We start from the raw sequence: 21,887 nt of genomic DNA on the forward strand, positions 1-21,887 counted from the left end.
AGGAGAACCGGTGACCAGTGACACCGGCCGCACGGTGGTCATCATTCCCACGTACTGCGAGGCGGAGAGCCTCGAGGCGCTGCTCCGCCGTGTGCTGGCTGTGCAGCCGGCGGTCGACGTGCTCGTCGTCGACGACAACAGCCCCGATGGCACCGGCGCGCTCGCCGACCGTATCGCGGGCGACGAGTCCCGCGTACACGTGCTGCACCGACCGGGCAAGCAGGGCCTGGGCCCCGCCTACATTGCCGGCTTCCGCTGGGCGCTCGGTCGCGACTATGCGGTCATCGTCGAGATGGACGCCGACGGTTCGCACCAGCCCGAACAGCTACCGCGTCTGCTCACGGCGGTGACGGATGGCGCCGACCTGGCGATCGGCGCGCGCTGGGTTGCCGGCGGCCGCATCGAGAACTGGCCGTGGTACCGCATCGCGATCTCCCGCCTGGCCACCCGGTACGCCCGGCTGCTTCTGCGCTCGCGGCTGCACGACATCACGGCGGGATACCGTGCCTACCGGCGTGAGGCGCTCGCCTCGCTCGACCTCGACGCGCTGAGCGCCGAGGGCTACGCGTTCCAGATCGAGCTGGCGTGGCGGCTCGAGAGCGCGGGCGCCGATATCCGCGAGGTACCCATCACGTTCGTCGAGCGCGAGCACGGCCGCTCGAAGATGACGCTGCGCATCGTGGCGGAGGCCCTGCTGCGCGTCACCGCCTGGGGGCTGCAGCCGCGCCGTAGCGGGCGAGCGGATCGCGTATAGTTCAGCCAAACGTGTACTATCGCGATATGGCGACGGCGACCCTCACCCACACGGCAGCGCTGGCGCGTCTCGGCCACGCGCTGTCGGATTCGACCCGGACCGGTGTGCTCCTGGCGCTGCGTGAAGCACCGGGGTATCCCTCGGATCTCGCCAGCGCGCTCGGCGTCTCGCGCCAGGTAATGTCGAACCACCTCACCTGCCTACGTGGCTGCGGGCTGGTGGAGGCGGTGCCGGAGGGGCGGCGCACCTGGTATCGGCTCGCGGATGCCCATCTCGCTCCGGCACTCGACGAACTGCTGCGGGTGGTTCTCTACGTCGAGCCGGACTGCTGCGGTCGCGAGGGGTGCACGTGTTGAGGGTGCCTCCTGCGCTCTCTGCCGATCGCACGACAGTTCTGCGTCGCCGGGTGCGCCGTGGCGTGGCAATTCACGCGTCGTGACCCCGAGCGCTGGAAGAGAGCAACCTTGAGAGTGATCGCGGTCGCGTTCTTCTCGCTCGCCGAGCACAGGGCTGGCCGCGAGCTCGGCTCGAGCACGGCCGTGACCGATTCCAAACAGACGCTCATCTGTACCTACCTCTCCGCCGCGGTGCTGTCTGCTTAAGAGCGATGGTGGCTGCTCGACTCCGGCGCTCCACCCATCATGCGCAACATGCTGCCGCTGCCGCTACGGAAGAACACGATGACCAAGCCCGTGGCGAGGGCCAGGAAGACGATGTTGAGCCACGTGGTGTAGTTCCAGCTGATGCCGGCTTCGCCGATCGAGAGCGCGCGGTTCTCAGGCACGAGACCGATCGGGGTGAAGATCAGCTCGACGAGGTATCCGGCAATCACCATTGCGGCGTAGAAGATAGCTGTGATGCGGATGGCGGCCTTCCAGCCGTAGTACTTCCTGTAGATGAGAATGATCGGGATGATGATCAGGTCAGCGAAGAGGAAGCTGACGACGCCGCCGAAGCTGATTCCCCCGTTGAACAGCACCGCCGCGAGGGGAACGTTGCCCACGGAGCAGACGAAACTCACGAGGGCGAGCAGCGGGCCGAGCACGGGGCCGATGAGGAACGCGATCGCCGGGTCGCGCGTGAAGAACACGGCTTGCAGCCACTCATGCGGTACCCACGCCGCGAAAGCCCCGGCGATGAGAAGCCCGAGGACGATGTCGCGCAGCACCGCCGCCCAGTCCATGACGAAGTACCGGGACACGGCTGTTATGCCGTCTTTCGAGAGCAGTCGACTCCAGAATCCGACGTCGCTGTTCACGGTCATGTCCATGGCGGCATGGCCCTCCATCGAGCCGGCGAGGCCGTGCTCTGCCTGCGTACGCGCCGCCTCGACGATGCGGCCGCGCATCCAGAGTCGAAAGCCGAGGGCGACAAGCACGATCATGATGGGACCGCCGACGAACTCGGCCACGGTGAACCGCCATCCCATCACGAAGGCCAGAACGAGGCCGAGTTCGAGCACGAGGTTCGTCGAGGCGATCTCGAACGCCATTGCCGCTGTGAAGTGAGCTCCCTTTCGGAACAGCGCGCGAGCCAACGCCACGGCTGCGTACGAGCATGACGACGAGGCGGCACCGAAGAGGGAGGCGATGGCGATCGACCTCGGCGAGTCATCGCTCATCAGCCGGGTGATGCGTTCCTTCCGCACGATCGCTTGAATCACTCCGGAGAGGGTGAAGCCCAGCACCAGAGGCCATAGCATCTGCCACCCCATGAAGCCCGCCATTGCCAACGCGTCGCCGATCGCACTGAGAACGTTCACGACCATCCCTTCCGCCAAACCCGCCATGGGGGCCGTGTGTGACAGTACGGCCGGTCGCCGAATACGGCAAGGGGGTATAGGGCTACCGGAGTGCGGGCGCTTGGCTCGCGGCATCCGTGTGTCTAGGCTGGTACATACGGCGGCGAGCCGTGGGGGTGTGTTGTGCGCATCGTGTGCCCGTACTGTGGGGCGCCGGCTGAGCTGGAGAAGAACCCGTTCCGGGGAACGGGTCTCTCGGTGAGCCGTTACGTCATGACATGCAGCGGCTGCAACCGCGTTGTCGCGAGCGACGCCCCCGCCCCCAAGCGGATGACGCCGGCCCGCCGGCCCGGCGTTTTCGCGCGGATGCGCGCATCCATTCGGTCGCTACTGCGCTGACCCTCCCGGGCCGCTGCCTACCCCTTGAGCGCGTCGCTCAGCTTCACCTTCGCGCCCGTGCGCAGCAGCGAGTTGGAGTAGATGCGCGAGCCGAGCGCGATGACGACGGCCGTGGTCGCGAGCAGCACCACGAGCGAGAGCAGCGGCTCCCACCACGCGGCCGAACCGAGGAACAGGCGCATCGGCATGCCGACGGGCGCCGAGAACGGCACGTACGACATGACGGCGAGCACGGCCGGGTTGTTGTTGAAGATGATCACGAGAATGTACGGCAGCAGAACGAGCATCATGACGGGAGCGGTGGCGGAGCCGACGTCCTCCTGGCGGGAGACGAGCGCGGCCGTGGCGGCGTAGAGCGCCGCGATCATGATGAAGCCGATGGCGAAGAACACCACGAACCACACCACGCTCGAGCCGAGATTGGCGAGCAGGAGCTTCTGGCCGGTGGCTAGCAGTCCACCGGTCGTCAGCAGCGCCATGACCGCGATCTGTGCGAACGCCATGATGCTGTTTCCCAGCACCTTGCCCGTCATGAGAGCGCGGGCGCTGATGGTTGAGAGCAGGATCTCGACCACGCGCGTCTGCTTCTCCTCGACCACGCTCTGCGCGATCGTCTGACCGAACGTCATGGCCGACATGAAGAACACGATGCCGAATCCGAGCGCCACGAAGTAGATGAGCAGGGGATTCTGCCCCGCAGGCTTCAACAACTGCACCTCGGGGTACACGCTGAGGGCCTGCATCACGTCACTCGGCGTGCTGTCGAGCGCAATGACCTTCACCTTGGTCGCCGCGGATTCATCCGGCACGACGGCCGCGTCGACCTTCTTCTCGCGCACCAGCTTCTCGGCGGCGGAGGTGTCGGCCGCCTCGACGCCCTTGAGGCCTTCGGCCTTGTCGACGACGGATGCCGCGCTGCCGACCACGGCCACCTTGGTGCTGTGATCGATGCCGCTCACAATGCCGCCGACGAGCACCGAGGCGAGCACGGCGAGTAGCAGAATGCCCGTGGAGACGAGGAACGCCTTGCTGCGCAGGCGCGAGATGATCTCGCGCTCGGCGACAAGCCAGACGACGCCGCGCGGGGCGGCCGGGCCGGCCGGGTCGGCGTTCGGTGCCGTGGCCGAAACGGTGGTGCCGGTCGTCGTCATCGGATGACCTCCTTGAAGATCTGGGCGAGGGTGGGGCGATGCGGGGCGAAGCTGGCGACGGGGCCGCGCGCGAGGGCGTGCTGCAGCACGCGCTGCGCGCCATCCGTGTCGGTGTCGAAGAGCGCGTAGCCGCCGTCGAAATCGAGAACGGTGACGCCCGGCTCGTCGCGGATCCAGCCGGCATCGCCGTCGAGCAGAATCTCGAACCGCGGCTCGGAATGCGCCTCGCGCAGCGCCTCGCGCTCGCCGGCGGCGCGGATGCTGCCCGCGGAGATGATGACGAGGTCGTCGCAGATGCGCTCGACGATGTCGAGCTGGTGCGAGGAGAACAGCACGGGAACGCCGCGGCCCGCGTACTCCTTGAGTACGGCCTGCACGGTCTCGACGGCGAGCGGGTCGAGGCCAGAGAACGGCTCGTCGAGAATGAGCACCTCCGGGTCGTGCACGAGGGCGGCGGCGATCTGGGCGCGCTGCTGGTTGCCGAGGGAGAGGCGCTCCACAGGGTCGCCCGCCCGTTCGGTGAGGCCGAGCCGCTCGAGCAGCTCGGCCGTGTTGCGCCGGGCGGCGTTGGGGGCGAGGCCGTGCAGCCTGGCGAGGTAGGTGATCTGCTCGGCCACCTTCATCTTGGGGTACAGGCCGCGTTCTTCCGGCATGTAGCCGAAGCGGCGACGGTCGGACTCCCCGAGCCGGGCGCCGTCGAGCGTCACCGCACCGCTGTCGGCAGAGAGCACGCCGAGGATGATGCGCATGGTGGTCGTCTTGCCCGCGCCGTTCGCGCCGACGAAGCCGGTCATGCGGCCGGGTCGCACCGCGAAGCTCACGTCATCGAGCACACGGGTGCCGGAAAACGATCGGCTGATCTCGTTCACTTCGAGCACACAGGCCTCCTTGGTCGATGGTTCAACCGTAGGGGCGGAGGGGGCCGTGGGGAATCCTCCTTGCGACGGTTCGTGCGCCTCCGCCTCGCGGGGGAGGGCGCAGGTCAGCGCGGGTGCAGCTCAGCGCCGGTGCCGCTCAGCGCTCGGTGCCCGGTCGCGCGAGCCCGTTCTCGTAGGCGAAGACCACCGCGTGCACCCGGTCGCGCAGCTGCAGCTTCATCAGGATCTTCGACACATGGGTCTTCACGGTCGCCTCCCCGAGAAACAGCCGCGCCGCGATCTCGGCGTTCGACAGCCCGCGCGCAAGCAGGTCGAGAACCTCGCGCTCACGTTCCGTCAGAGGGGATGCGGCGGCCGCGCCGCCGACCCCGTGGCCGCCGCCGTCCGCTGCGTGCGCCCCGACGCCCCGCACCTCGTCGCCCCGCACCTCGACGCCCCGCCCCGGCCCGCGCTCCGCGGCCGCCCGCTCGATGACCCGCCTCGTCACCTCCGGCGAGAGCAGCCCGTCGCCCCGCGCCAGGATGCGCACCGCCTCGATCAGCCGCTCAGGCGACGCGTTCTTCAGCAGGAACCCGCTCGCCCCGGCCGCCAGCGCCTCGAACAGGTAATCCTCCCGATCGAAGGTCGTGAGCATGAGCACGGCGCTCGCGACCGCGGGGTCCGCCGTGAGCCGGCGTGTGGCCTCGAGTCCGTCGACGCCGGGCATCTGCACGTCCATGCAAACCACGTCGGGCGCCAGCCGTCGCACCTCGGTCACACCCGCCGCCCCGTCGGACGCCTCGCCCACTACCTCGATATCGGCCTGCGTCTCGAGAATGGTGCGGAACCCGGCGCGCACGAGCTCCTGGTCGTCGACGAGAACCACGCGCACGGGGGCGGCCGCGACGCCGCTCATCCGCTCACCTGAATCGTCTCGAGCGGAAAGCGCGCGCGCACGCGGTAGCCGCCGCGCGGCCTCGGGCCGAACTCGATGCTGCCGCCCACCGCGGTGACGCGCTCGCGCATGCCGCGCTGGCCGAGGCCGCCACCCGCCGTGGATGCCCGGGCCACCGCCGTGGGCGTGCCGATTCCGTCGTCGGTGATCTCGAGCTCGAGCGCGTCATCGAGGTAGCGCACGCGAATCTCGGCGCGTGCCGCCCCGCCGGCATGCTTGCGGGTGTTCGTGAGGGACTCCTGCGCGATGCGGTACGCGCTCAGATCGATGGTGGGCGGCAGCGGGCGTTGCTGCCCGACGCGCACGATGTCGACGGGCAGGCCGGCGCCACCGGCATCCGTCGCCAGGGCATCGAGCTGCGCGAGACCGCGCGTGCTCGTGCTCTCGTGCGGGGCGTCGATGGCCTCGTCGTCGCGCAGGGTGCGCAGCATGAGATGCAGCTCGTCGACGGCCGCGCGTGCGTTGCTCTCGATCGCCGCCAGAGAGTCGGATGCGCGTGCCGCGTCGCGTCCGAGTACCAACCGCGCCGCGCCCGCCTGCACCCCCATCACCGAGACGTGGTGTGCGACGACGTCGTGCAACTCGCGGGCGATGCGCACCCGCTCGAGCGCGACGGCCTGCGAGGCGGATTTCTCGCGCTCGGCGAGGAGCTCGGCGGAGCGCGCCTCGAGCGAGGCGCGCTGCCGTGCCGAGCGGAAGGCGGCCTCACCGAAGACGTAGGCGGCTCCGAAGTAGAGCATGTTGGTGAGGATGCTGATGAGGCCGAACGCGAGGTAGGGGGAGAACGCGCCGGCCGTGGAGAATCGCGCGTCGTCGCTGTCGCCGCCGAGAATGAGGCTGGCGAACAGCCACACGAACACGACGGTGATGATGGATGCTCGGGCGATCATGGCGACCGTGCGGCGGCGGCTCCAGGCGCCGATCGAGTAGAACGCGAGGAAGAGCGTGATGTTGCTGAACAGCAGCTCGGGCACCGAGAGCATCTGGCCGGCGAAGAACACGACGGTCATGACCGCGGTGACTGTGATGGGCGCGACGCGACGCGCGGCGAGCGGCAGGCTCATGCCGAGTGACCAGACGAGCGTCTGCCACGCGGGCGCCGGGTGCGTGTAGATGCCGACGTGCGAATACAGCCAGGCGCTCAGCAGGGTACCGACTAGCAGAGCGAGCGCCACGAGTGCGTCGCGGCGGATCGCCTGGCGACCGACGCGCGGGCGCACCCACTCGGTGTCGATCTCGAACGGCGCATGCATGCACCCAACGGTAGCGAGGGCGCGAGCCCTCGCGCATCCGTCACGCGGCGGAGGGGGTGACGGCCCCACGACATCAGGCGAATTGAGACGATGGTGTGACTTCTATCGCCCAATTGGGAAGCGAGGTGTCGGAAGGCTCGGATGCAATTTCACCGTCGAGTCGCCGCAAACAGGGCCGCGATCCGCGCCGGCACCTCGCTGTCCTGCAGCGAGGTCGTGTCGCCGAGCGGACGGCCGGAGGCGATGTCGCCGAGCAGTCGACGCATGATCTTGCCGCTGCGGGTCTTCGGCAGCTCTGGCACCGGCAGGATGTCGCGCGGCTTAGCGATCGGCCCAATCACGCGGGCGACATGCGCACGCAGCGTGGCCGCGTCGACGGCGGCAGACGCGACCACGAAGGCGGCGACCGCCTCGCCCGTCGTCGCATCGGGAACGCCGACGACGCCCGCCTCGGCCACCGCCGGGTGCGCGACCAGCGCCGACTCGATCTCGATCGTCGACAGCCGGTGGCCCGACACGTTGATCACGTCGTCCACCCGACCGAGCAGCCAGATGTCGCCATCGTCGTCGTACTTGGCCCCGTCGCCGGAGAAGTAGTAGCCCTGCCGGCCGAAGCGAGCCCAGTACGAGTCGCGGTAGCGCTGGGGGTCGCCCCACACGGTGCGCGCCATACCGGGGTATGTACCGTCGATCACGAGGTAGCCGCCCTCGCCGTTCGGCACGCGGCGGCCCTCGTCGTCGACGACGAGCGTGCGCATCCCGGGCAGCGCGCGCAGGGCCGAACCCGGTTTGAGCGTCGACACCCCTGGCAGTGGCGCCATCACCGCCGCCCCGGTCTCCGACTGCCACCACGTGTCGACGATCGGTGCTCGTCCGCCGCCCACCTTCTCGTGGAACCACACCCACGCCTCGGGGTTGATGGCCTCGCCCACCGAGCCGAGCAGGCGCAGGCTCGAGAGGTCGTACGCGGCGGGCGCGCCATCCGGAAACCGGCTCATGAGCGTGCGCACCAGCGTGGGCGCCGTGTAGTAGGTGGTCACGCCGTACCGCTCGATGATCTCGAAGTGCCGCCCCGCGTGCGGCGTATCGGGCGTGCCCTCGTACAGTACGCTCGTCACCCCGTTCGACAGCGGGCCGTACAGCACGTACGTGTGGGCGGTGACCCAGGCGAGGTCGGCCGTGCACCAGTACACGTCGGTCTCGGGCTTCGCGTCGAAAACCGCCCAGTGGCTCCACGAGGCGTGCGTCAGATACCCGCCGCTCGTATGCACCAGCCCCTTCGGCTTGCCGGTGGTACCCGAGGTGTACATGATGAACAGCGGCGTCTCGGCATCGAAGAACTTGGGCTCATGAGAAGCGGATGCCGCGGCGAGCGCCTCGTGCCACCAGACATCCCGCCCGGGCGTGAACGGAACGGCGCTCGTGGCGTCGCCCGTACGGCGCACCACGAGCACGTGCTCGAGGGCGTCGAGGCCGGACGCCGCGGCATCCGCTGCCTCTTTCACCGGGATCGCCCGGCCGCGCCGCCACTGACCGTCGCTCGTGACGAGCAGCTTCGCGCCGGTGTCTTCGAGCCGGAAGCGCAGCGCCTCGGCCGAGAAGCCGCCGAACACGAGGGAGTGCACGGCGCCGATGCGGGCGATGGCGAGCGTGACGATCACGGTCTCGGGGATCACCGGAAGGTAGACCACAACGCGGTCGCCCCGGCCGATGCCGAGGGCGGTGAGGGCGTTGGCGGCGCGGCACACCTCGGCCTGCAGCTCGGCGTAGGTGAGGGTGCGGTGGTCGCCGGGCTCGCCCTCGAAGTGGAACGCGACGCGGTCGCCGAGCCCGGCGGCGACGTGCCGGTCGACGCAGTTCACCGCGACGTTGAGGCGGCCGCCGGCGAACCACTCGGCGCGGGGGATCGACGCCCCGCTGGTCGAGTAGCCCGCGTTTGCCGGCGTATCGAGACCCTCATCCTGGCCTCGATACGTGCTTCGCTCTACTCGACCCCCGCTGGCATCGACCCAGCTATGCGCTGTGTGCCACGGCGTCTCCCAGTCGAGGCGCCGGGCCTGCTCCTCCCAGAACGCGACGGGGTCGGCAGCGGCGCGCTCGTAGAGCTCGGCGCCCGCGTTCGCCTGCGCCGCGAACTCGGCCGGCGCCGGGTAGCGGCGCGTCTCCGTCAGCAGATTCTGGATCGTGGGGCGAGTGGGCTGGGCGGGCACTGATTCACGGTACCGAGCCAGCGCATCCGCTCGTGTCTCGCCCGGCAACGTGGCGTAACACGGGCATTCAACAGGAGGTCTTTGCCAACACCCCGGTCATCGCACGCTCGGAAGCGGCGTGTCGCCCGGTTCTTCCTGAATTAGTGCGCCCGGGCGCAGGGGATCCAAGATGGGGGTATGAGCAGAACGGTTTCGGGGGCGACGGTTCTCGTCACGGGTGCCGCGAGCGGCATGGGGCTGCTCTACGCCGAGCGCGCGGTTGCCGAGGGTGCCAGAGCGGTCATTCTGTGGGATGTCGACGGCCGCGGCCTCGCCGCCGCCGTCGAGCGCCTGGGCGACGCGGCCGCAGCGGCCCACCCGGCCGGCAACCCCACCCGCATCGCCTCGTACCGCGTCGACCTCGCCGAGCCCGGCGCCATCGCGCAGACCGCGCAGAAGGTGCGGCAGGAGTTCGGCAGCCCCGACGTTCTCATCAACAACGCGGGCATCGTGCGCAGCGGGTTCTTCTGGCAGCACGACAGCGGCGAGCACATCCGCCGCATCATGCAGGTCAATGCGCTCGCGCCCATGTACATCACGCGCGAGTTCCTGCCCGGCATGATCAACGGAACCCGCAGCGGCCCGAACAGCACCTCCAACCGGGCGCCGCGGGCCGCCCGCATCGTGAACATCGCCTCGGCCGCCGGCACGCTCGCGAACCCGCGCATGAGCGTCTACGCCGCCTCGAAGTGGTCGCTCATCGGCTGGAGCGAGTCGCTGCGCCTCGAGCTCGAGCAGCAGGGGCACGACCACGTGAAGGTCACAACGGTGATGCCGAGCTACATCTCGACGGGCATGTTCGCCGGCGCGCGAGGGCCGCTGCTGACCCCGATCCTCACGCCCGAGTACGTGGTGGGCCGGGTATGGCGGGCCATGCTCGCGGGTCGGCCCACTCTCGCGCTGCCGTGGAGCGTGAACCTGGCCAAGGCGCTGCGCGGCATCCTGCCCACACGTGCCTGGGATGCTCTGGCCGATCGTGTCTTCGGTGTCTACCATTCCATGGACGACTTCACGGGCCGCTGATAGCGTCACTAGACGTGAGTGCGAATGCTTCCATCACCGTCGCCGACTGCGAGCGGATGCAGACCAGCTGGTTCCGTGCGCACGCCGAGTTCGTGGGCGGCGAGGTGCGTGAGGATGGCCCGCTCACCTGGATCCTCGACTCCACGGGCCTGCACCTCATGTTCCCGCGCGAGCTGCCGGCAGACGGGCTCGCCCGGGGGGTGGCGTGGGCCCGATCGCTCGGCACGCGCATCGGCGTCTGGCTGAGCGACGACGTCGACGAGGCGCCGCTGGCGGCGGCCGGCTTCAGGCGCAATTGGGCGCCATGCTGGATGACGGCGAGGCTCTCCGACGTCGGCGCGCCGAACCCCGACCGCTCGGGCCGGGTCGAGCTGCAGGAGGAATCGGGCGACTACCGCGGCCGCCACGCCGGCTACGCGAAGGACCTCGCGCTCACGCGGTCCCGCCCGAAGCGCACCTGGTACGCCGCCTCGTACGAGCCGGGAACCCACGCGTTCACCGGCCGCGTCTGGGCCCACACCGACCCGGCTCTCGCCGGCGTCACCGGCATCTTCGACATGGCCGTGTGGGATCCGTTCCGACGCCAGGGCTACGCCACCGACCTGCTGCAGGTCATCTGCGCCACCGCAGCAGCGTCAGGGGCGACGGATGCCGTGCTCAACGCCACCCCCGAGGGGAAGCTGCTCTACGATCGCTGCGGCTTCGAACAGATCGGCGCGGGCATCACCTGGGAGATGCCCGCGCCGGGTCTGCGTCGGAGGGTGAGGAGAGGGCTCAGGCGTCTCGCGAGCCCGCTTCGACCGTCTCACTGACGATCTCGATGCCGCCGGTGCCCACCAGGGCCACCGTGTTGGCTCCGTCGATCTCGAGGCTCTCCGGGGTCGCGTCACGGTCGATCGTGGTGGCGAGCGGCACCTCCTTCAGGAAGCACAGCAGGATCAGCGCCACGATGATCAGCGGAACCATGTAGAGGAACACGGGCGTCAGCGCGTCGTTGTACGAGCCGATGATGATCTCCCGCACGGCGTCAGGCAGGTGCTTGACGGCGTCTGGCGTGAAGGAGTTGCTCGACCCGGCGGCGCTGGAGGCGGCCGCCGGCATCCGCTGACCGAGCAGGTCGGTGAGACGCGCGGTGAACAGGCTGCCGACGATGGCGGCGCCAAGCGATGCACCGATCTGGCGGAAGTAGTTGTTCGAGGCGGTGGCGGTGCCCACCTGCGAGATCGGGAACGTGTTCTGCACGACGAGCACGAGGATCTGCATGCAGAGACCGAGGCCGAGACCCATGATCGCCAGGTACGCGCAGATGACCCACACCGGCATGGTCGCCGTCATGGTCGACAGCAGGAACAGGGCGATCGCGACGATGGCGGTGCCCGAGATGGGCGCCCACTTGTAGCGGCCGGTTTTGCTCACGAGCTGGCCCGAGGTGATCGAGGAGACCAGCAGGGCCGCCATCATCGGGATCATCAGGAAGCCGGCCTGCGTGGCGTTGGCGCCCGTGACCATCTGCAGGTAGGTGGGCAGGTAGCCGAGCGTGCCGAACATGGCGACGCCGATGATGAGGCCGGCCACGGTCGTCAGGTTGAAGTTGAGCTTCTTGAACAGGTGCAGAGGCATGATCGGCTCGGAGACCCGGCGCTCCACGAAGACGAAGCTCACGGCGGCGAGAACGGTGCCCACGATGAGCGAGACGATGGTGGGCGAATCCCAGTCGTAGGTCGTGCCGCCCCAGGTGCTGACGAGCACGAGGCCGGTGGATGCGAGGGCGAGCAGGGCCATGCCAAACGCGTCGAACCGGGCGCGGCGGCGGTTGGTCTTCGGCAGGCGCAGGAAGAACACGGCCGCGGCGATCGCGAGGATGCCGAGCGGAATGTTCATCCACAGGCCCCAGCGCCAGCCGATGCCGTCGGTGAACCAGCCGCCGAGCAGCGGGCCGGCCACCGAGGAGAGGGCGAACACGCCGCCCATGATGCCCATGTAGCGGCCGCGCTCGCGGGCCGGGACCACGTCGGCGATGATCGCCTGCGACAGGATCATGAGCCCGCCGCCGCCGATGCCCTGCACGGCACGGCCGATGATGAGCCACGTCATGTCTCCGGCCCAGCCGCCGATGATCGAGCCGAGGATGAACACCGAGATGGCGCCGATGAAGATGCCCTTGCGCCCGATGAGGTCACCCAGCTTGCCGTAGACCGGCAGCATGATGGTGGAGGCGAGGATGTAGACGGTGATGACCCAGCTCATCTCGTCGACGCCGTGTAGCTCGCCCACGATGGTGGGCAGGGCCGTGGAGAAGATGGTCTGGTCGAGCGACGCGAGAAGCATCGTGACCATGAGGCCCGCGAACACGAGCAGGATGTTGCGCCGCTCGTGTGCCGTCGGGATCTGCCGCTGCGGCACAGTTGTTGATTCTGTCATTGGAGTTTCTGGATTACCTCTCTGACGAGCGCGGATGCTCGTTGTCTCAGTTCGTCGCTTGATGTCTCGAATGCGGCGGAGCCGTGCTCCGCCGCGTCGCGGGCGAGTTCGCCCACGGTGGCTTTGATGGCGCTCGCGCAGAGCATGAGCAGCACGTCCGCATGGATGCGGCGGCGGTCGGCGTCGGCCGCGAACGCGGGGTCCTGCGCGATGAGGCGCTGCGCAGCATCCGTCAGCAGATCGTGCATGCGGTTCATCTGCGCGAACTGCCTGCTCAAGAGCTGCGGATGCTGGTGAACGATCGACATGCGCGCTCGCTGCCGTTCTACATTGCGTATGGCATCGCCGTGCAGCGTGAGGAGCAGACGCATGATGGCGTCGGTGCAGCGGGCACCGGTGGCGGTGTTGGTGTTGGTGTCGGTGTTGCCCGTGGCCGCCTCATCGGCGGTGCGCAGCTCGGCTTCGGCGATGAGAAGCTCAGAGTTCTCGGGGTCGTGCAGGCCGAGAATGGCGTCTTCTTTACTGTCGAAGTAGTTGAAGAAGGTGCGGGGCGAGACCTCTGCGCGTTCGCTGATGCGCTCGATCGTGAGGTTCTCGAGGCCGTCTTCGAGCACGATGTCGAGGGCGGCCTGCTCGAGGCGGCTGCGCGTCTGCTGGCGCTTGCGATCGCGCAGGCTGGGTGTCGCCTCGGCGAGGGTGGGAACATCGGTCACTCAAGAATTATTGCACCCGCTGCAAGTCTGCGCAACTGCAAGTCTGCATTCGCGCAAAGTTGCGTTCGTGCAGCGCGCGTGCCTCGCTCCTCTCAGAGGCCGTTGTCGGCCAGCCAGTCCGTCAGCACCTGAGCAAACTCGTCCGGGTGCTCCACGCTCGGCAGGTGGGCCGTGTCGCTGAAGATGTACCCGGCGGCATCCGGAATCATGTCTGCCAGGAACGCCTGCTGAGCCAGCGCGACCGACAGGTCGTACTCGCCGACCGTGACGAGCGCCGGCACGCGGATGTCGCCGAGCCGCTCGAATGCGGGCGGATCGAGGGCGACCACCACCGGTGCCTCGGCCTGGTGTACGGCGTTCGGCCGATTGAGCTCGTAGGCGCGCTCGACGAAGGCGGGGTCGAGGCCGTCGCGCTGCCGCACCGGGCCGACGCACCACAGCTCGGTCTCGAGGGCGACAAGGCGGTGCCAGTCCTTCGCCTCGTACGCGTCGTCGATGCGGTCAAACGCCGCGTCTTCGGCGTCGGTCAGCTCGGTCTCAACGAAGCCGCCGGGGCCGGAACCGATCGTGACGAGGCCGCTCACGCGGGCCGGGGCGTCGAGCGCGAGATCGATGGCGAGGCGGCCGCCGCGCGAGCTGCCGACCACGACGGCCCGCTCCACGCCGAGGTGGTCGAGCAGCGAGAGGGCGTCTTCTCGGTCGCTGAACGGCACGTTCTCGGTCTGCGTCTGGCCGGTGCCGCGCATGTCGTAGCGAATGATGAAGTGGTCGTCTGCGAGCGCCGGCACGAGCTCGTCCCACATGCGCAGCGACGCGATGCCTGCCGCGATCAGCAGGATGGCGGGGCGGGAGATGTGGCCATCGGTCTCGAAGTAGAGCGAGGCACCTGGCACGTCGAGGTGTGGCATGGGGAGAGCCTAGGCCGCCTCGCCGCGCGTGCACCAGAGCGGGCGAGCGCCAATAGGCTGGTGCGATGGGCGGTGTGCTGACCGGATTCGCGATCATCGCCTTCGTCATACTTGTGGGCTACCTCGTGGGCCGCACGAGCATCGGCGGCCCGGCGGCGCAGGGCACCCTCAACCGCATCGCGTTCTTCGTCACGAACCCGGCCCTGCTCTTCACGGTGCTCGCGAAGGCAGACCTGCACGTCATCTTCTCGTCGTTCGTGGCCGTCGCGCTCATCAGCGCGCTCGTCGTCGCGGTGATCTTCATCGTGCTGAACGCGCTCTTCTTCAAGCTGAAGACCGCCGAGGCGACCATCGGCACGCTCGCCTCCGGCTACGTGAACGCGAACAACATCGGCCTGCCGGTCGCGGTCTACGTGCTGGGCAGTGCGTCCTACGTCGCGCCGGTGCTGCTGCTGCAACTGCTGGTCTTCGCGCCGGTGGCGCTGACGGTGCTCGACGTGTCGTCGAAGGGGCGCGCATCCGTGTGGGGCATCATCAGCCAGCCGGTGCGCAACCCCATGATCATCGCGTCGGTGCTGGGCGTTCTCGTGGCGGTGACGGGCGTGCGGCTGCCGGCGGTGGTGTTCCAGCCGTTCGAGCTGCTGGGCGGCGCGGCGGTGCCGCTCGTGCTCATGGCGTTCGGCATGTCGCTGAACGGCTCGCGGCCGCTGCGGGCTGGGTCGGGCCGCGTGCAGATTCTTGTAGCGGCCGGCCTGAAGTCGGTAGGGATGCCGGTGGTCGCCTTCCTCGCCGCGCACTTCCTGTTCGGGCTCACCGGCGCGCACCTGATGGCCGCGGTGACGATGGCGGCGCTGCCCGCGGCGCAGAACGTGTACAACTTCGCGAGCCGCTACGAGCGCGGGCTGGTTCTCGCGCGGGACTCGGTGCTGCTGACCACCCTGCTCGCGGTCCCCGTGCTGATCGTGATCGCGGCCCTCCTCGCCTGACGCGGCCCTGGAGCGCTCGACGAGCGTGTCTCGAAACCCGCTCGCGCCTCAGAAGATCATGGGGCGGTCGTCGTCCTCCAGCTCGACGTCGAGGTCGACCACCACGGGCACGTGGTCGCTCGGGGCGTCACCCTTGCGCTCGTCGCGGTGGATCGCGGCATCCGTCACCAGGGCGGCGAACGCCGGCGAGCCCATGATGAAGTCGATGCGCAGGCCCTCGTTGCGCGGGAACCGCAGGCGCTTGTAGTCCCAGAACGTGTAGCCCTCGGGCACGCGCGGGCGCACCACGTCGGCGAGACCCGCCGTCTCGAACGCCGCGAACGCCGCCCGCTCTGGCGCCGAAATGTGCGTCGAGACCCCGTGTACGAACCCCGGGTCACCCACGTCGGAGTCGCGCGGCGCGATGTTCCAGTCGCCCATCAGCGCGAGTGGCAGGTCGGGGTCGGCCGCGAGCCACTGCGCGGTATCGGCCGCGAGGTTGGTCAGCCAGTCGAGCTTGTACACGTAGTGCGGGTCGTCGAGGCTGCGGCCGTTGGGCACGTACAGGCTCCACAGCCGCACGCCCTCGACGGTGACGCCCATGGCACGCGCCTCGATCGGAAGTTCCGGCCCCTCAGCGCCCTTCAGGAACCCGGGCTGCCCCTCGAAGCTCGTCGCCACATCGCTCATAGGCACGCGGCTCGCGAACGCCACGCCGTTCCACTGGTTCAGGCCGTGCGCCTCGACCTCGTAGCCCGCCTGCTCGAACGCCTCGAACGGGAACTGCTCGGGCGTGCACTTGATCTCCTGCATCGCGAGCACGTCGACGTTCTCACGCAGCAGCCAGTCGACCACGCGGCCCACTCGGGTGCGTATCGAGTTCACATTCCAGGTCGCAACACGCATGTGCCCACGCTATCGAATAGCGGATGCCGAGGCCGCGCCCCGCACCCATCCCGACCCCGACCCCATCCCGACCCCGACCCCAACTCACGCCGGCTCGGGCCGAATTGCGGGTGTCGCCGCATGGAACTCGCGAAGTGGCCCGACGCGATGATGCGCTCCACCGAACCCTTTAGAGTTATGGGCGTGACGGATACGCGCCAGCAGCTCATCGACCACATCAGCGCCGAAGCGGTGTTCCACGGTGACTTCACGCTCACGAGCGGCAAGAAGGCCACGTACTACGTCGACCTGCGCAAGGTGAGCCTCGATCACCGGGTGGCGCCGCTCATCGGGCAGGTCATGCTCGACGCCATCGCCGACGTGCCAGATGTGTCGGCGGTCGGCGGCATGACCATGGGGGCCGACCCGGTCGCGGCGGCCATCCTGCACCAGGGCGCGGCGCGCGGGCTCGAGTACGACGCATTCGTCGTGCGCAAGGAGCCCAAAGACCACGGCCGCGGCAAGCAGGTCGAGGGCCCGGAGCTTGCGGGCAAGCGCGTGATCGTGCTCGAAGACACCTCGACCACCGGTGGCTCGCCCCTGAAGGCCATCGAGGCGCTGAAGAAGGTGGGCGCCGAGATCGCCGCGGTCGCCGTCGTCGTCGACCGCAACACGGGCGCGCGCGAGGCCATCGAGGCTGCCGGCTACCGCTACATCGCCGCGATCGGGCTTGAGGACCTGGGCTTGGCATAGTGGCCGACGAGCGCGACAAGCAAGCGGATGCCGCGCGGCGAGCCGCGCGGGCCCGCGCCGACGAGCCGACCCAGCCCACAGAGCAGGTGCCGCCCGGGGCTGCTGACGACGACGCAACGCAGCTGATCGAGCGGCCGGGTGAGCCTGCGTCGAGCGCCGACGATGACGCAACGCAGCTGATCGAGCGGCCCGTCGCGCCCACGCTCCAGACGCCGCCGGCGGGCTTCACCGCATTCGACCTGCTGCCGCTGAACTCGGGTGCGGTGCTGCCCGGCGAGCCCGTCGGCGCCCCCGTGCCGCGCACGAGCGACAGCGCCGAGGCCGTCTTCAGCGACCTCTTCGGCCCGTCAGTCAACGTGGTCGAGACGGGCGAGGGAGGCGACGGGCCCAGCAGCGACGCGGCCGGCAGCGACGAGCCCGGCAGCGACGCGGCCGGCGACGGCGCGCCGACCGTCGTGGCTCGCGCCGAGCCGACTGCCGACAGCCGGCGAGCGAGACGCGAGGCGCTGGCGGCGGATGCCGCATCCGCACCGCAGCTGTCGGCACGCAACACGCGCGCGCTCATCATCGTGGCGGTTGCGCTCGTCGTGGTGCTCGCGCTGATCGGGCTGTTCGTGCTCGGTACGCGGCTGCCGGCGATGCTGGCATCGGCTCCCGCGCCGTCGGCCTCGCACAGCACCGCTCCCGCGCGCTCGGCGCCGCCCTCGCCCGAGCCGACGCCGACCGTGCGGCCCAAGCCGGCCGCCGCGCAGCCGGCGGGGGTGCACGCGTGGAACACGCTGGGAGGCGGCGAGTGCCTGCAGCCGTACACCTCCCCGTGGGCTGAGGAGTTCACGGTGGTCGACTGCGCCACGCCGCACGCCGGGCAGCTCGTGTACACCGCGCTGCTCTCGGACGATCCCGCTGCGGCGTATCCCGGCGACGACGCGTTGGGGAAGTCCGTGACCGACCTGTGTGCGAAGAAGGGCGTGATCGACCTGGGAGCGGCCGCCGCCTACACCGACATGCAGATTCAGGGCAGCTACCCGGCGACGGCCGAGCAGTGGGCCGCGGGCGAGCGCTCGTACTACTGCTTCGCGAGCCGCTCGTCGGTCGAGCCGATGACGGCGAGCGTCGCCGGCGGCGGCCCCGCCGCCTGATTCGCTGCAACGAATCCCGTCTCGTACGCCATGATCACGGCCTGAACGCGGTCGCGCAGGCCCAGCTTCGCGAGAATACTGGCGACATGCGTCTTCACGGTCGCGGGGCTCACGACGAGCGCCGCCGCGATCTCGCTGTTCGTCGACCCGCGAGCAAGCTCGGTCAGCACCGTGCGCTCGCGCTCGCTGAGGCGCTCGACGATCGGTGACGGCCCGTCGGGCTGCTGCGGCCTCGTCAGGAACTCATCGACCAGCCGACGCACCACCGGCTGCGCGAGCACCGTCTCGCCTGCCGCGACCGAACGCACGCAGCGAATGAGCTCCTGCGGGTCGACGTCCTTGAGCAGGTACCCGCTTGCGCCCGCGCGCAGGGCCGCTACGACGTAGTCGTCGACGTCGTACGTGGTGAGCACGAGCACGCGGCTGCGCGGCGCATCCCGAACGATCGCGTGCGTGGCGTCGAGCCCGTTCATGCCGGGCATCCGCACGTCCATGAGAACCACGTCAGGGTGGGTCTCACGCACAAGGCGCACCGCCTGCTCCCCGTCGGCGGCCTCCCCGCACACGTCGATGTCGGGCTGCTGTTCGAGCATGATGCGGAAACCGCTGCGCACCAGCAGCTGATCGTCAACCACCGCGACCCGAATCATCGTGCCGCCTCGATCGTGCTGGCATCGGAGCGTTCTGAGCTCGCCGCGAACCCGCCGGGCTCGCCGCTCGCAGTGGCATACGGCAACTCCGCTCGAACGAGCCAGCGGCCCTCGCTCGGGCCGGCAACGACGCTCCCGCCATGAGCCGCGGCTCTCTCGGCCATGCCGTGCAGGCCAAGACCCGTGGCGCTGGGTAGCGCAGCCGCGGAGCCCAACGGGTTCTCTATGGTGAGCTGCAGCGCATCCGCCCGGTAGTCGACGCTCACACTGACGGATGCGCCCGCCGCATGCTTGCGGGCGTTCGTGAGTGCCTCCTGCACGATACGGAACGCGGCGAGCGACAACCCGGCGGGCAGCGGTATGACGCTGCCGGTGACGACGAGACGGGCGCCGTCGGCAGCGGTGAGTGCGGGCAGCTGGTCGATTCCCGGGTGCGGATGAGTCGAGCCCGGCCTGCCGTCGCGGGTCGCAGCGAGGAGCGCGCGCACCTCGCTGAGGCCCTCCTGGGCCGACGCCATGACCTGCTCCACGCTGGCGCGGGCGGGGCTCGTCTCGTCGAGTTGCTGTTGCGCGGCACCGGCCTGCACCGCGATGCTGCTGAGCGTGTGGGCGAGAATGTCGTGCAGGTCGCGCGTGATGCGGGCCCGCTCGGCCGCGGCGGCGAGTGCGGCGTGCTGTTCCCGCTCGCGCTCGAGCTCGGCGCTCAGCAGGCGCAGCCGCTCGGCCTGCGCTCGCGACCGGGCGAGCAGAGCGCCCGCGAGCGCCGGCGCGCCTACGATCACGACCGGCGTCACGAGCATCTCGAGTGTCGAAGAACTCGTGCGCACCTGCATCACGACGGTCCCGGCGAGAATCACGAGCAGCGCGATGCCTGCCCGCACCCCGCGCAGCCGGTTCGCCGCCGAGAACGCCAGCACGAGCACCGCCACGAACGACCAGAGGGGAGTCGAGGCGCCGGGCAGCTGCGCGAGCAGCATGCAGCCGGCTGCGGCCCACACCGCCATCGCGAGCGGCGCGCGGGTGCGCAGCGCGACCGAGACCGCCGTGAGTGCCGAGATGACTTCAGTGAGCGGATGCGCGACGCCCGCGTCAAGCGCGGTCGTCACGACCGCGGCGACAACGAGCACGGCCGCGATCACTGCGTCGGGCCAGGGAACGCCGACCAGGCTCCGCCGTGAGCGCTGCATGACATAAGGGTACGGCCGACGAGTGCGGCCCGGCATCGGCCGATCGGGCGAGGGCGGGATCGGCCATGCGGGGGCCGGGCATGCGCGGAAGACCGGCCGGGCGGCATCCGCTTTCATCATCTGGCTCGATACGAGGGCAGACCTGCCGCTCCTAGCGTGGCGGCAGCGCGCTCGAGATGAGCGCCGAGATGAAAGGAACCTGCCATGTCAGATGCATCGCTCACGCCGAGGACGGCGAGACGTTCGGAGCCGGCCGCATCGGCGGCCTCGACTGCGCCGACCCCGTCGACGGCAGCTGTCGCTGTCGAGGCTCTCCACCCCCGATTCGGCCTGCTCGCACTGTGTCTCGTCGCTGCGCCGCTCGCCGAGGTCGTCGAGGCCGTTCTCTCGCCGCTCACGGGCGGCGAGACCTCCGACGACATGGCGGCCATCGCGGCGGCGCCAGAGCGGTTCACCGTGTCGGTGCTCATCGGGCTCGTCGGCACCGTGCTGCTGCTGCCCGCGCTGCTCGGTCTCTCTCGCGTCTCTGCGCACCGCTCACCGACCCTCGCGCTGTTCGCGAGTGCCGCGATCGTCGTCTCCATCGTGGGCTTCGCCGGCATCCGGATGGCCCAGGCCTTCGAGCTTCAACTCTCGAGCGGCGGCGCGGGCGGTGCCGCGCACTTCGATGCGGCAGTGGGCAACGCGATCGGCGCAACCATGACGGTCATGTTCCTGGCGGGAAACGTGGTGGGCATCATCCTTCTCGCCATCGCCCTGCTGCGGTCGCGGGCGGTGCCCATCGCGGCCGTGATCCTGTTACTGCTGTTCCCGTTCGTCGACCTGCTGGTGCCCGGGCACATCGGGGCGATCGCGTCACACGTCGTACTGCTGGCGGCGTTCGGCTGGATGGCGGCACGGCTATTGCGGTCGCCCCACGAGGGTTGAGTCCGCCGGCGAAGCGGGTTGAGGAGCGCCGAAGGCGCGTCTCGAAGCCCGGCCCCCGAAGCAGGTTTCGAGACGCCGCTTCGCGGCTCCTCAACCCGCTTCGCAGCTCCTCAACCCGCAGTCGCGCTCAGATGGCGTCGGTCTCGACCGGCTCGTGGCTCAGGAGCTCAGAGACGCCCTTCAGGATCTCGTCGGGACGGAACGGGTAGCGGCTGATCTCGGCGTCGTCGCTGATGCCGGTGAGCACCAGGATCGTGTGCAGACCGGCCTCGATGCCCGCCACGATGTCGGTGTCCATGCGGTCGCCGATCATCGCCGTGTTCTCTGAGTGCGCCCCGATGCGGTTCATCGCCGAGCGGAACATCATGGGGTTCGGCTTGCCCACCACATACGGCTCCTTGCCGGTGGCCTTGGAAATGAGCGCGGCGATCGCGCCGGTAGCAGGCATGGGACCTTCGGCGCTGGGGCCGGTCGCATCCGGGTTCGTGGCGATGAATCGGGCGCCCGCGCCGATGAGCCTGATGGCCTTCGTGATCGCCTCGAACGAGTAGTTGCGGGTCTCGCCGACGACCACGTAGTCGGGGTTGATCTCGGTCATGATGAAGCCGGCCTCGTGCAGCGCGGTCGTGAGGCCGGCCTCGCCGATCACGAAGGCGCTGCCGCCGGGGGCCTGCGACTTGCAGAACGCGGCGGTGGCGAGTGCGGAGGTCCAGATGGCGTCCTCGGGAACGTCGAGGCCCGACTGCCGCAGTCTGGCGCTCAGGTCGCGCGGCGTGAAGATCGAGTTGTTCGTAAGCACCAGGAAGGGGGTGCCGGTGTCGCGCCACTGCTGAATCAGCGCGGCAGCGCCGGGCAGGGCCGCGTTCTCGTGCACGAGAACGCCGTCCATGTCAGTCAGCCAGCACTCGATCTCGCTTCGATCGGTCACGGGACTCCTTCCGTCGCCTAAAGTCTATG

21 protein-coding genes and 1 pseudogene are annotated in these 21,887 nt (G+C 69.4%); 9 read left to right on the forward strand and 13 right to left on the reverse strand.

The features are described 5' to 3' along the window. The first annotated feature begins 10 nt into the window (after window positions 1–10). The 3 genes and pseudogenes from OSC27_RS11590 to OSC27_RS11600 all read left to right on the forward strand — a co-directional run. Window positions 11–754: a polyprenol monophosphomannose synthase gene (locus tag OSC27_RS11590; RefSeq protein ID WP_267181602.1), complete on the forward strand. Its 744-nt coding sequence runs from the start codon at window positions 11–13 to the stop codon at window positions 752–754. A 26-nt stretch (window positions 755–780) separates the two neighbouring features. After that, a complete protein-coding gene (locus tag OSC27_RS11595) occupies window positions 781–1,110 on the forward strand; it encodes an ArsR/SmtB family transcription factor (protein WP_267181603.1) in 330 nt (109 codons plus the stop codon). 42 nt (window positions 1,111–1,152) lie between these two features. After that, window positions 1,153–1,347 (forward strand): annotated as a pseudogene (locus tag OSC27_RS11600) (cobalt transporter); the annotation flags it as partial. A gap of 5 nt (window positions 1,348–1,352) precedes the next feature. Here OSC27_RS11600 and OSC27_RS11605 read toward each other — a convergent pair. The 6 genes from OSC27_RS11605 to acs all read right to left on the reverse strand — a co-directional run bounded on the left by OSC27_RS11605 (window position 1,353) and on the right by acs (window position 9,320). Further along, a complete protein-coding gene (locus OSC27_RS11605) occupies window positions 1,353–2,516 on the reverse strand; it encodes a permease (protein ID WP_267181604.1) in 1,164 nt (387 codons plus the stop codon). A gap of 395 nt (window positions 2,517–2,911) precedes the next feature. Continuing rightward, window positions 2,912–4,045, reverse strand: a complete 1,134-nt coding sequence (locus OSC27_RS11610) for an ABC transporter permease (RefSeq protein WP_267181605.1) — start codon at window positions 4,043–4,045, stop codon at window positions 2,912–2,914. Beyond that, the gene (locus OSC27_RS11615; protein WP_267181606.1) at window positions 4,042–4,923 is read right to left on the reverse strand and encodes an ABC transporter ATP-binding protein; all 882 of its coding nucleotides are present in this window, start codon (window positions 4,921–4,923) and stop codon (window positions 4,042–4,044) included. Before OSC27_RS11615 ends, OSC27_RS11610 begins: the two co-directional genes overlap by 4 nt. A 136-nt stretch (window positions 4,924–5,059) precedes the next feature. Next, complete coding sequence (locus tag OSC27_RS11620) at window positions 5,060–5,818, reverse strand: response regulator (protein ID WP_267181607.1); 759 nt, start codon at window positions 5,816–5,818, stop codon at window positions 5,060–5,062. Next, complete coding sequence (locus OSC27_RS11625; RefSeq protein ID WP_267181608.1) at window positions 5,815–7,110, reverse strand: sensor histidine kinase; 1,296 nt, start codon at window positions 7,108–7,110, stop codon at window positions 5,815–5,817. The genes OSC27_RS11620 and OSC27_RS11625 overlap by 4 nt, the downstream gene beginning before the upstream one ends. A 149-nt stretch (window positions 7,111–7,259) precedes the next feature. After that, complete coding sequence (gene acs, locus OSC27_RS11630; protein ID WP_267181609.1) at window positions 7,260–9,320, reverse strand: acetate--CoA ligase; 2,061 nt, start codon at window positions 9,318–9,320, stop codon at window positions 7,260–7,262. Window positions 9,321–9,497: 177 nt separating this feature from the next. Here acs and OSC27_RS11635 point away from each other — a divergent pair, with 177 nt between their 5' ends. Together OSC27_RS11635 and OSC27_RS11640 are read left to right on the forward strand one after the other, a co-directional pair. Next, window positions 9,498–10,382, forward strand: coding sequence for an SDR family NAD(P)-dependent oxidoreductase (locus OSC27_RS11635; RefSeq protein ID WP_267181610.1), 885 nt, complete (start codon window positions 9,498–9,500; stop codon window positions 10,380–10,382). Window positions 10,383–10,396: 14 nt separating this feature from the next. Further along, window positions 10,397–11,194 carry a GNAT family N-acetyltransferase gene (locus OSC27_RS11640; RefSeq protein ID WP_267181611.1) on the forward strand — a complete coding sequence of 266 codons (798 nt, stop codon included), beginning with the start codon at window positions 10,397–10,399 and terminating at the stop codon, window positions 11,192–11,194. Here the strand turns inward: OSC27_RS11640 and OSC27_RS11645 are convergent. The 3 genes from OSC27_RS11645 to OSC27_RS11655 form a co-directional block, all read right to left on the reverse strand. Next, a complete protein-coding gene (locus tag OSC27_RS11645; protein WP_267181612.1) occupies window positions 11,157–12,803 on the reverse strand; it encodes an MDR family MFS transporter in 1,647 nt (548 codons plus the stop codon). The genes OSC27_RS11640 and OSC27_RS11645 overlap by 38 nt on opposite strands. After that, a complete protein-coding gene (locus tag OSC27_RS11650) occupies window positions 12,800–13,516 on the reverse strand; it encodes a TetR/AcrR family transcriptional regulator (RefSeq protein ID WP_267181613.1) in 717 nt (238 codons plus the stop codon). The genes OSC27_RS11645 and OSC27_RS11650 overlap by 4 nt, the downstream gene beginning before the upstream one ends. A gap of 92 nt (window positions 13,517–13,608) precedes the next feature. Next, on the reverse strand, window positions 13,609–14,424 hold the full coding sequence (locus tag OSC27_RS11655; protein ID WP_267181614.1) for an alpha/beta fold hydrolase: 816 nt from the start codon (window positions 14,422–14,424) through the stop codon (window positions 13,609–13,611). Between the two features lie 65 nt (window positions 14,425–14,489). On the opposite strand from OSC27_RS11655, the gene OSC27_RS11660 reads away from it, so the two are divergent. Further along, entirely contained in the window at window positions 14,490–15,410 is a 921-nt protein-coding gene (locus tag OSC27_RS11660) for an AEC family transporter (protein WP_267181615.1), read from the forward strand. Between the two features lie 48 nt (window positions 15,411–15,458). Here OSC27_RS11660 and OSC27_RS11665 read toward each other — a convergent pair whose 3' ends face one another. After that, window positions 15,459–16,295 carry an exodeoxyribonuclease III gene (locus tag OSC27_RS11665; RefSeq protein WP_267181616.1) on the reverse strand — a complete coding sequence of 279 codons (837 nt, stop codon included), beginning with the start codon at window positions 16,293–16,295 and terminating at the stop codon, window positions 15,459–15,461. A gap of 177 nt (window positions 16,296–16,472) precedes the next feature. On the opposite strand from OSC27_RS11665, the gene pyrE reads away from it, so the two are divergent. Both pyrE and OSC27_RS11675 read left to right on the forward strand, forming a co-directional pair. After that, window positions 16,473–17,027, forward strand: a complete 555-nt coding sequence (pyrE, locus tag OSC27_RS11670) for an orotate phosphoribosyltransferase (protein WP_267181617.1) — start codon at window positions 16,473–16,475, stop codon at window positions 17,025–17,027. Then, a complete protein-coding gene (locus tag OSC27_RS11675; protein ID WP_267181618.1) occupies window positions 17,027–18,166 on the forward strand; it encodes a septum formation family protein in 1,140 nt (379 codons plus the stop codon). Before pyrE ends, OSC27_RS11675 begins: the two co-directional genes overlap by 1 nt. Here the strand turns inward: OSC27_RS11675 and OSC27_RS11680 are convergent. After that, complete coding sequence (locus OSC27_RS11680; protein ID WP_323374085.1) at window positions 18,094–18,801, reverse strand: response regulator transcription factor; 708 nt, start codon at window positions 18,799–18,801, stop codon at window positions 18,094–18,096. The genes OSC27_RS11675 and OSC27_RS11680 overlap by 73 nt on opposite strands. Window positions 18,802–18,812: 11 nt before the next feature. After that, window positions 18,813–20,003 (reverse strand): sensor histidine kinase, encoded by a 1,191-nt coding sequence (locus OSC27_RS11685; protein WP_267181620.1) that lies wholly within the window; start codon window positions 20,001–20,003, stop codon window positions 18,813–18,815. Between the two features lie 204 nt (window positions 20,004–20,207). Here OSC27_RS11685 and OSC27_RS11690 point away from each other — a divergent pair, with 204 nt between their 5' ends. Continuing rightward, window positions 20,208–20,930 carry a hypothetical protein gene (locus tag OSC27_RS11690; RefSeq protein WP_267181621.1) on the forward strand — a complete coding sequence of 241 codons (723 nt, stop codon included), beginning with the start codon at window positions 20,208–20,210 and terminating at the stop codon, window positions 20,928–20,930. Window positions 20,931–21,057: 127 nt separating this feature from the next. Here the strand turns inward: OSC27_RS11690 and OSC27_RS11695 are convergent, their stop codons facing one another. Next, window positions 21,058–21,858, reverse strand: coding sequence for an HAD-IIA family hydrolase (locus OSC27_RS11695; protein ID WP_267181622.1), 801 nt, complete (start codon window positions 21,856–21,858; stop codon window positions 21,058–21,060). Window positions 21,859–21,887 lie beyond the last annotated feature (29 nt).

It is taken from the genome of Microbacterium sp. STN6, assembly GCF_026410545.1.
Taxonomy (GTDB): Bacteria; Actinomycetota; Actinomycetes; order Actinomycetales; family Microbacteriaceae; genus Root112D2.

Excerpts from the sequence above, each read along its gene's own strand:
- OSC27_RS11595 (WP_267181603.1), top strand. The coding sequence starts at position 781 with ATGGCGACGGCGACCCTCACCCACACGGCAGCGCTGGCGCGTCTCGGC.
- OSC27_RS11610 (WP_267181605.1), bottom strand. The coding sequence starts at position 4,045 with ATGACGACGACCGGCACCACCGTTTCGGCCACGGCACCGAACGCCGAC.
- OSC27_RS11620 (WP_267181607.1), bottom strand. The coding sequence starts at position 5,818 with ATGAGCGGCGTCGCGGCCGCCCCCGTGCGCGTGGTTCTCGTCGACGAC.
- OSC27_RS11625 (WP_267181608.1), bottom strand. The coding sequence starts at position 7,110 with ATGCATGCGCCGTTCGAGATCGACACCGAGTGGGTGCGCCCGCGCGTC.
- OSC27_RS11635 (WP_267181610.1), top strand. The coding sequence starts at position 9,498 with ATGAGCAGAACGGTTTCGGGGGCGACGGTTCTCGTCACGGGTGCCGCG.
- OSC27_RS11645 (WP_267181612.1), bottom strand. The coding sequence starts at position 12,803 with ATGACAGAATCAACAACTGTGCCGCAGCGGCAGATCCCGACGGCACAC.
- OSC27_RS11655 (WP_267181614.1), bottom strand. The coding sequence starts at position 14,424 with ATGCCACACCTCGACGTGCCAGGTGCCTCGCTCTACTTCGAGACCGAT.
- OSC27_RS11660 (WP_267181615.1), top strand. The coding sequence starts at position 14,490 with ATGGGCGGTGTGCTGACCGGATTCGCGATCATCGCCTTCGTCATACTT.
- OSC27_RS11665 (WP_267181616.1), bottom strand. The coding sequence starts at position 16,295 with ATGCGTGTTGCGACCTGGAATGTGAACTCGATACGCACCCGAGTGGGC.
- pyrE (WP_267181617.1), top strand. The coding sequence starts at position 16,473 with ATGGGCGTGACGGATACGCGCCAGCAGCTCATCGACCACATCAGCGCC.
- OSC27_RS11685 (WP_267181620.1), bottom strand. The coding sequence starts at position 20,003 with ATGCAGCGCTCACGGCGGAGCCTGGTCGGCGTTCCCTGGCCCGACGCA.
- OSC27_RS11690 (WP_267181621.1), top strand. The coding sequence starts at position 20,208 with ATGTCAGATGCATCGCTCACGCCGAGGACGGCGAGACGTTCGGAGCCG.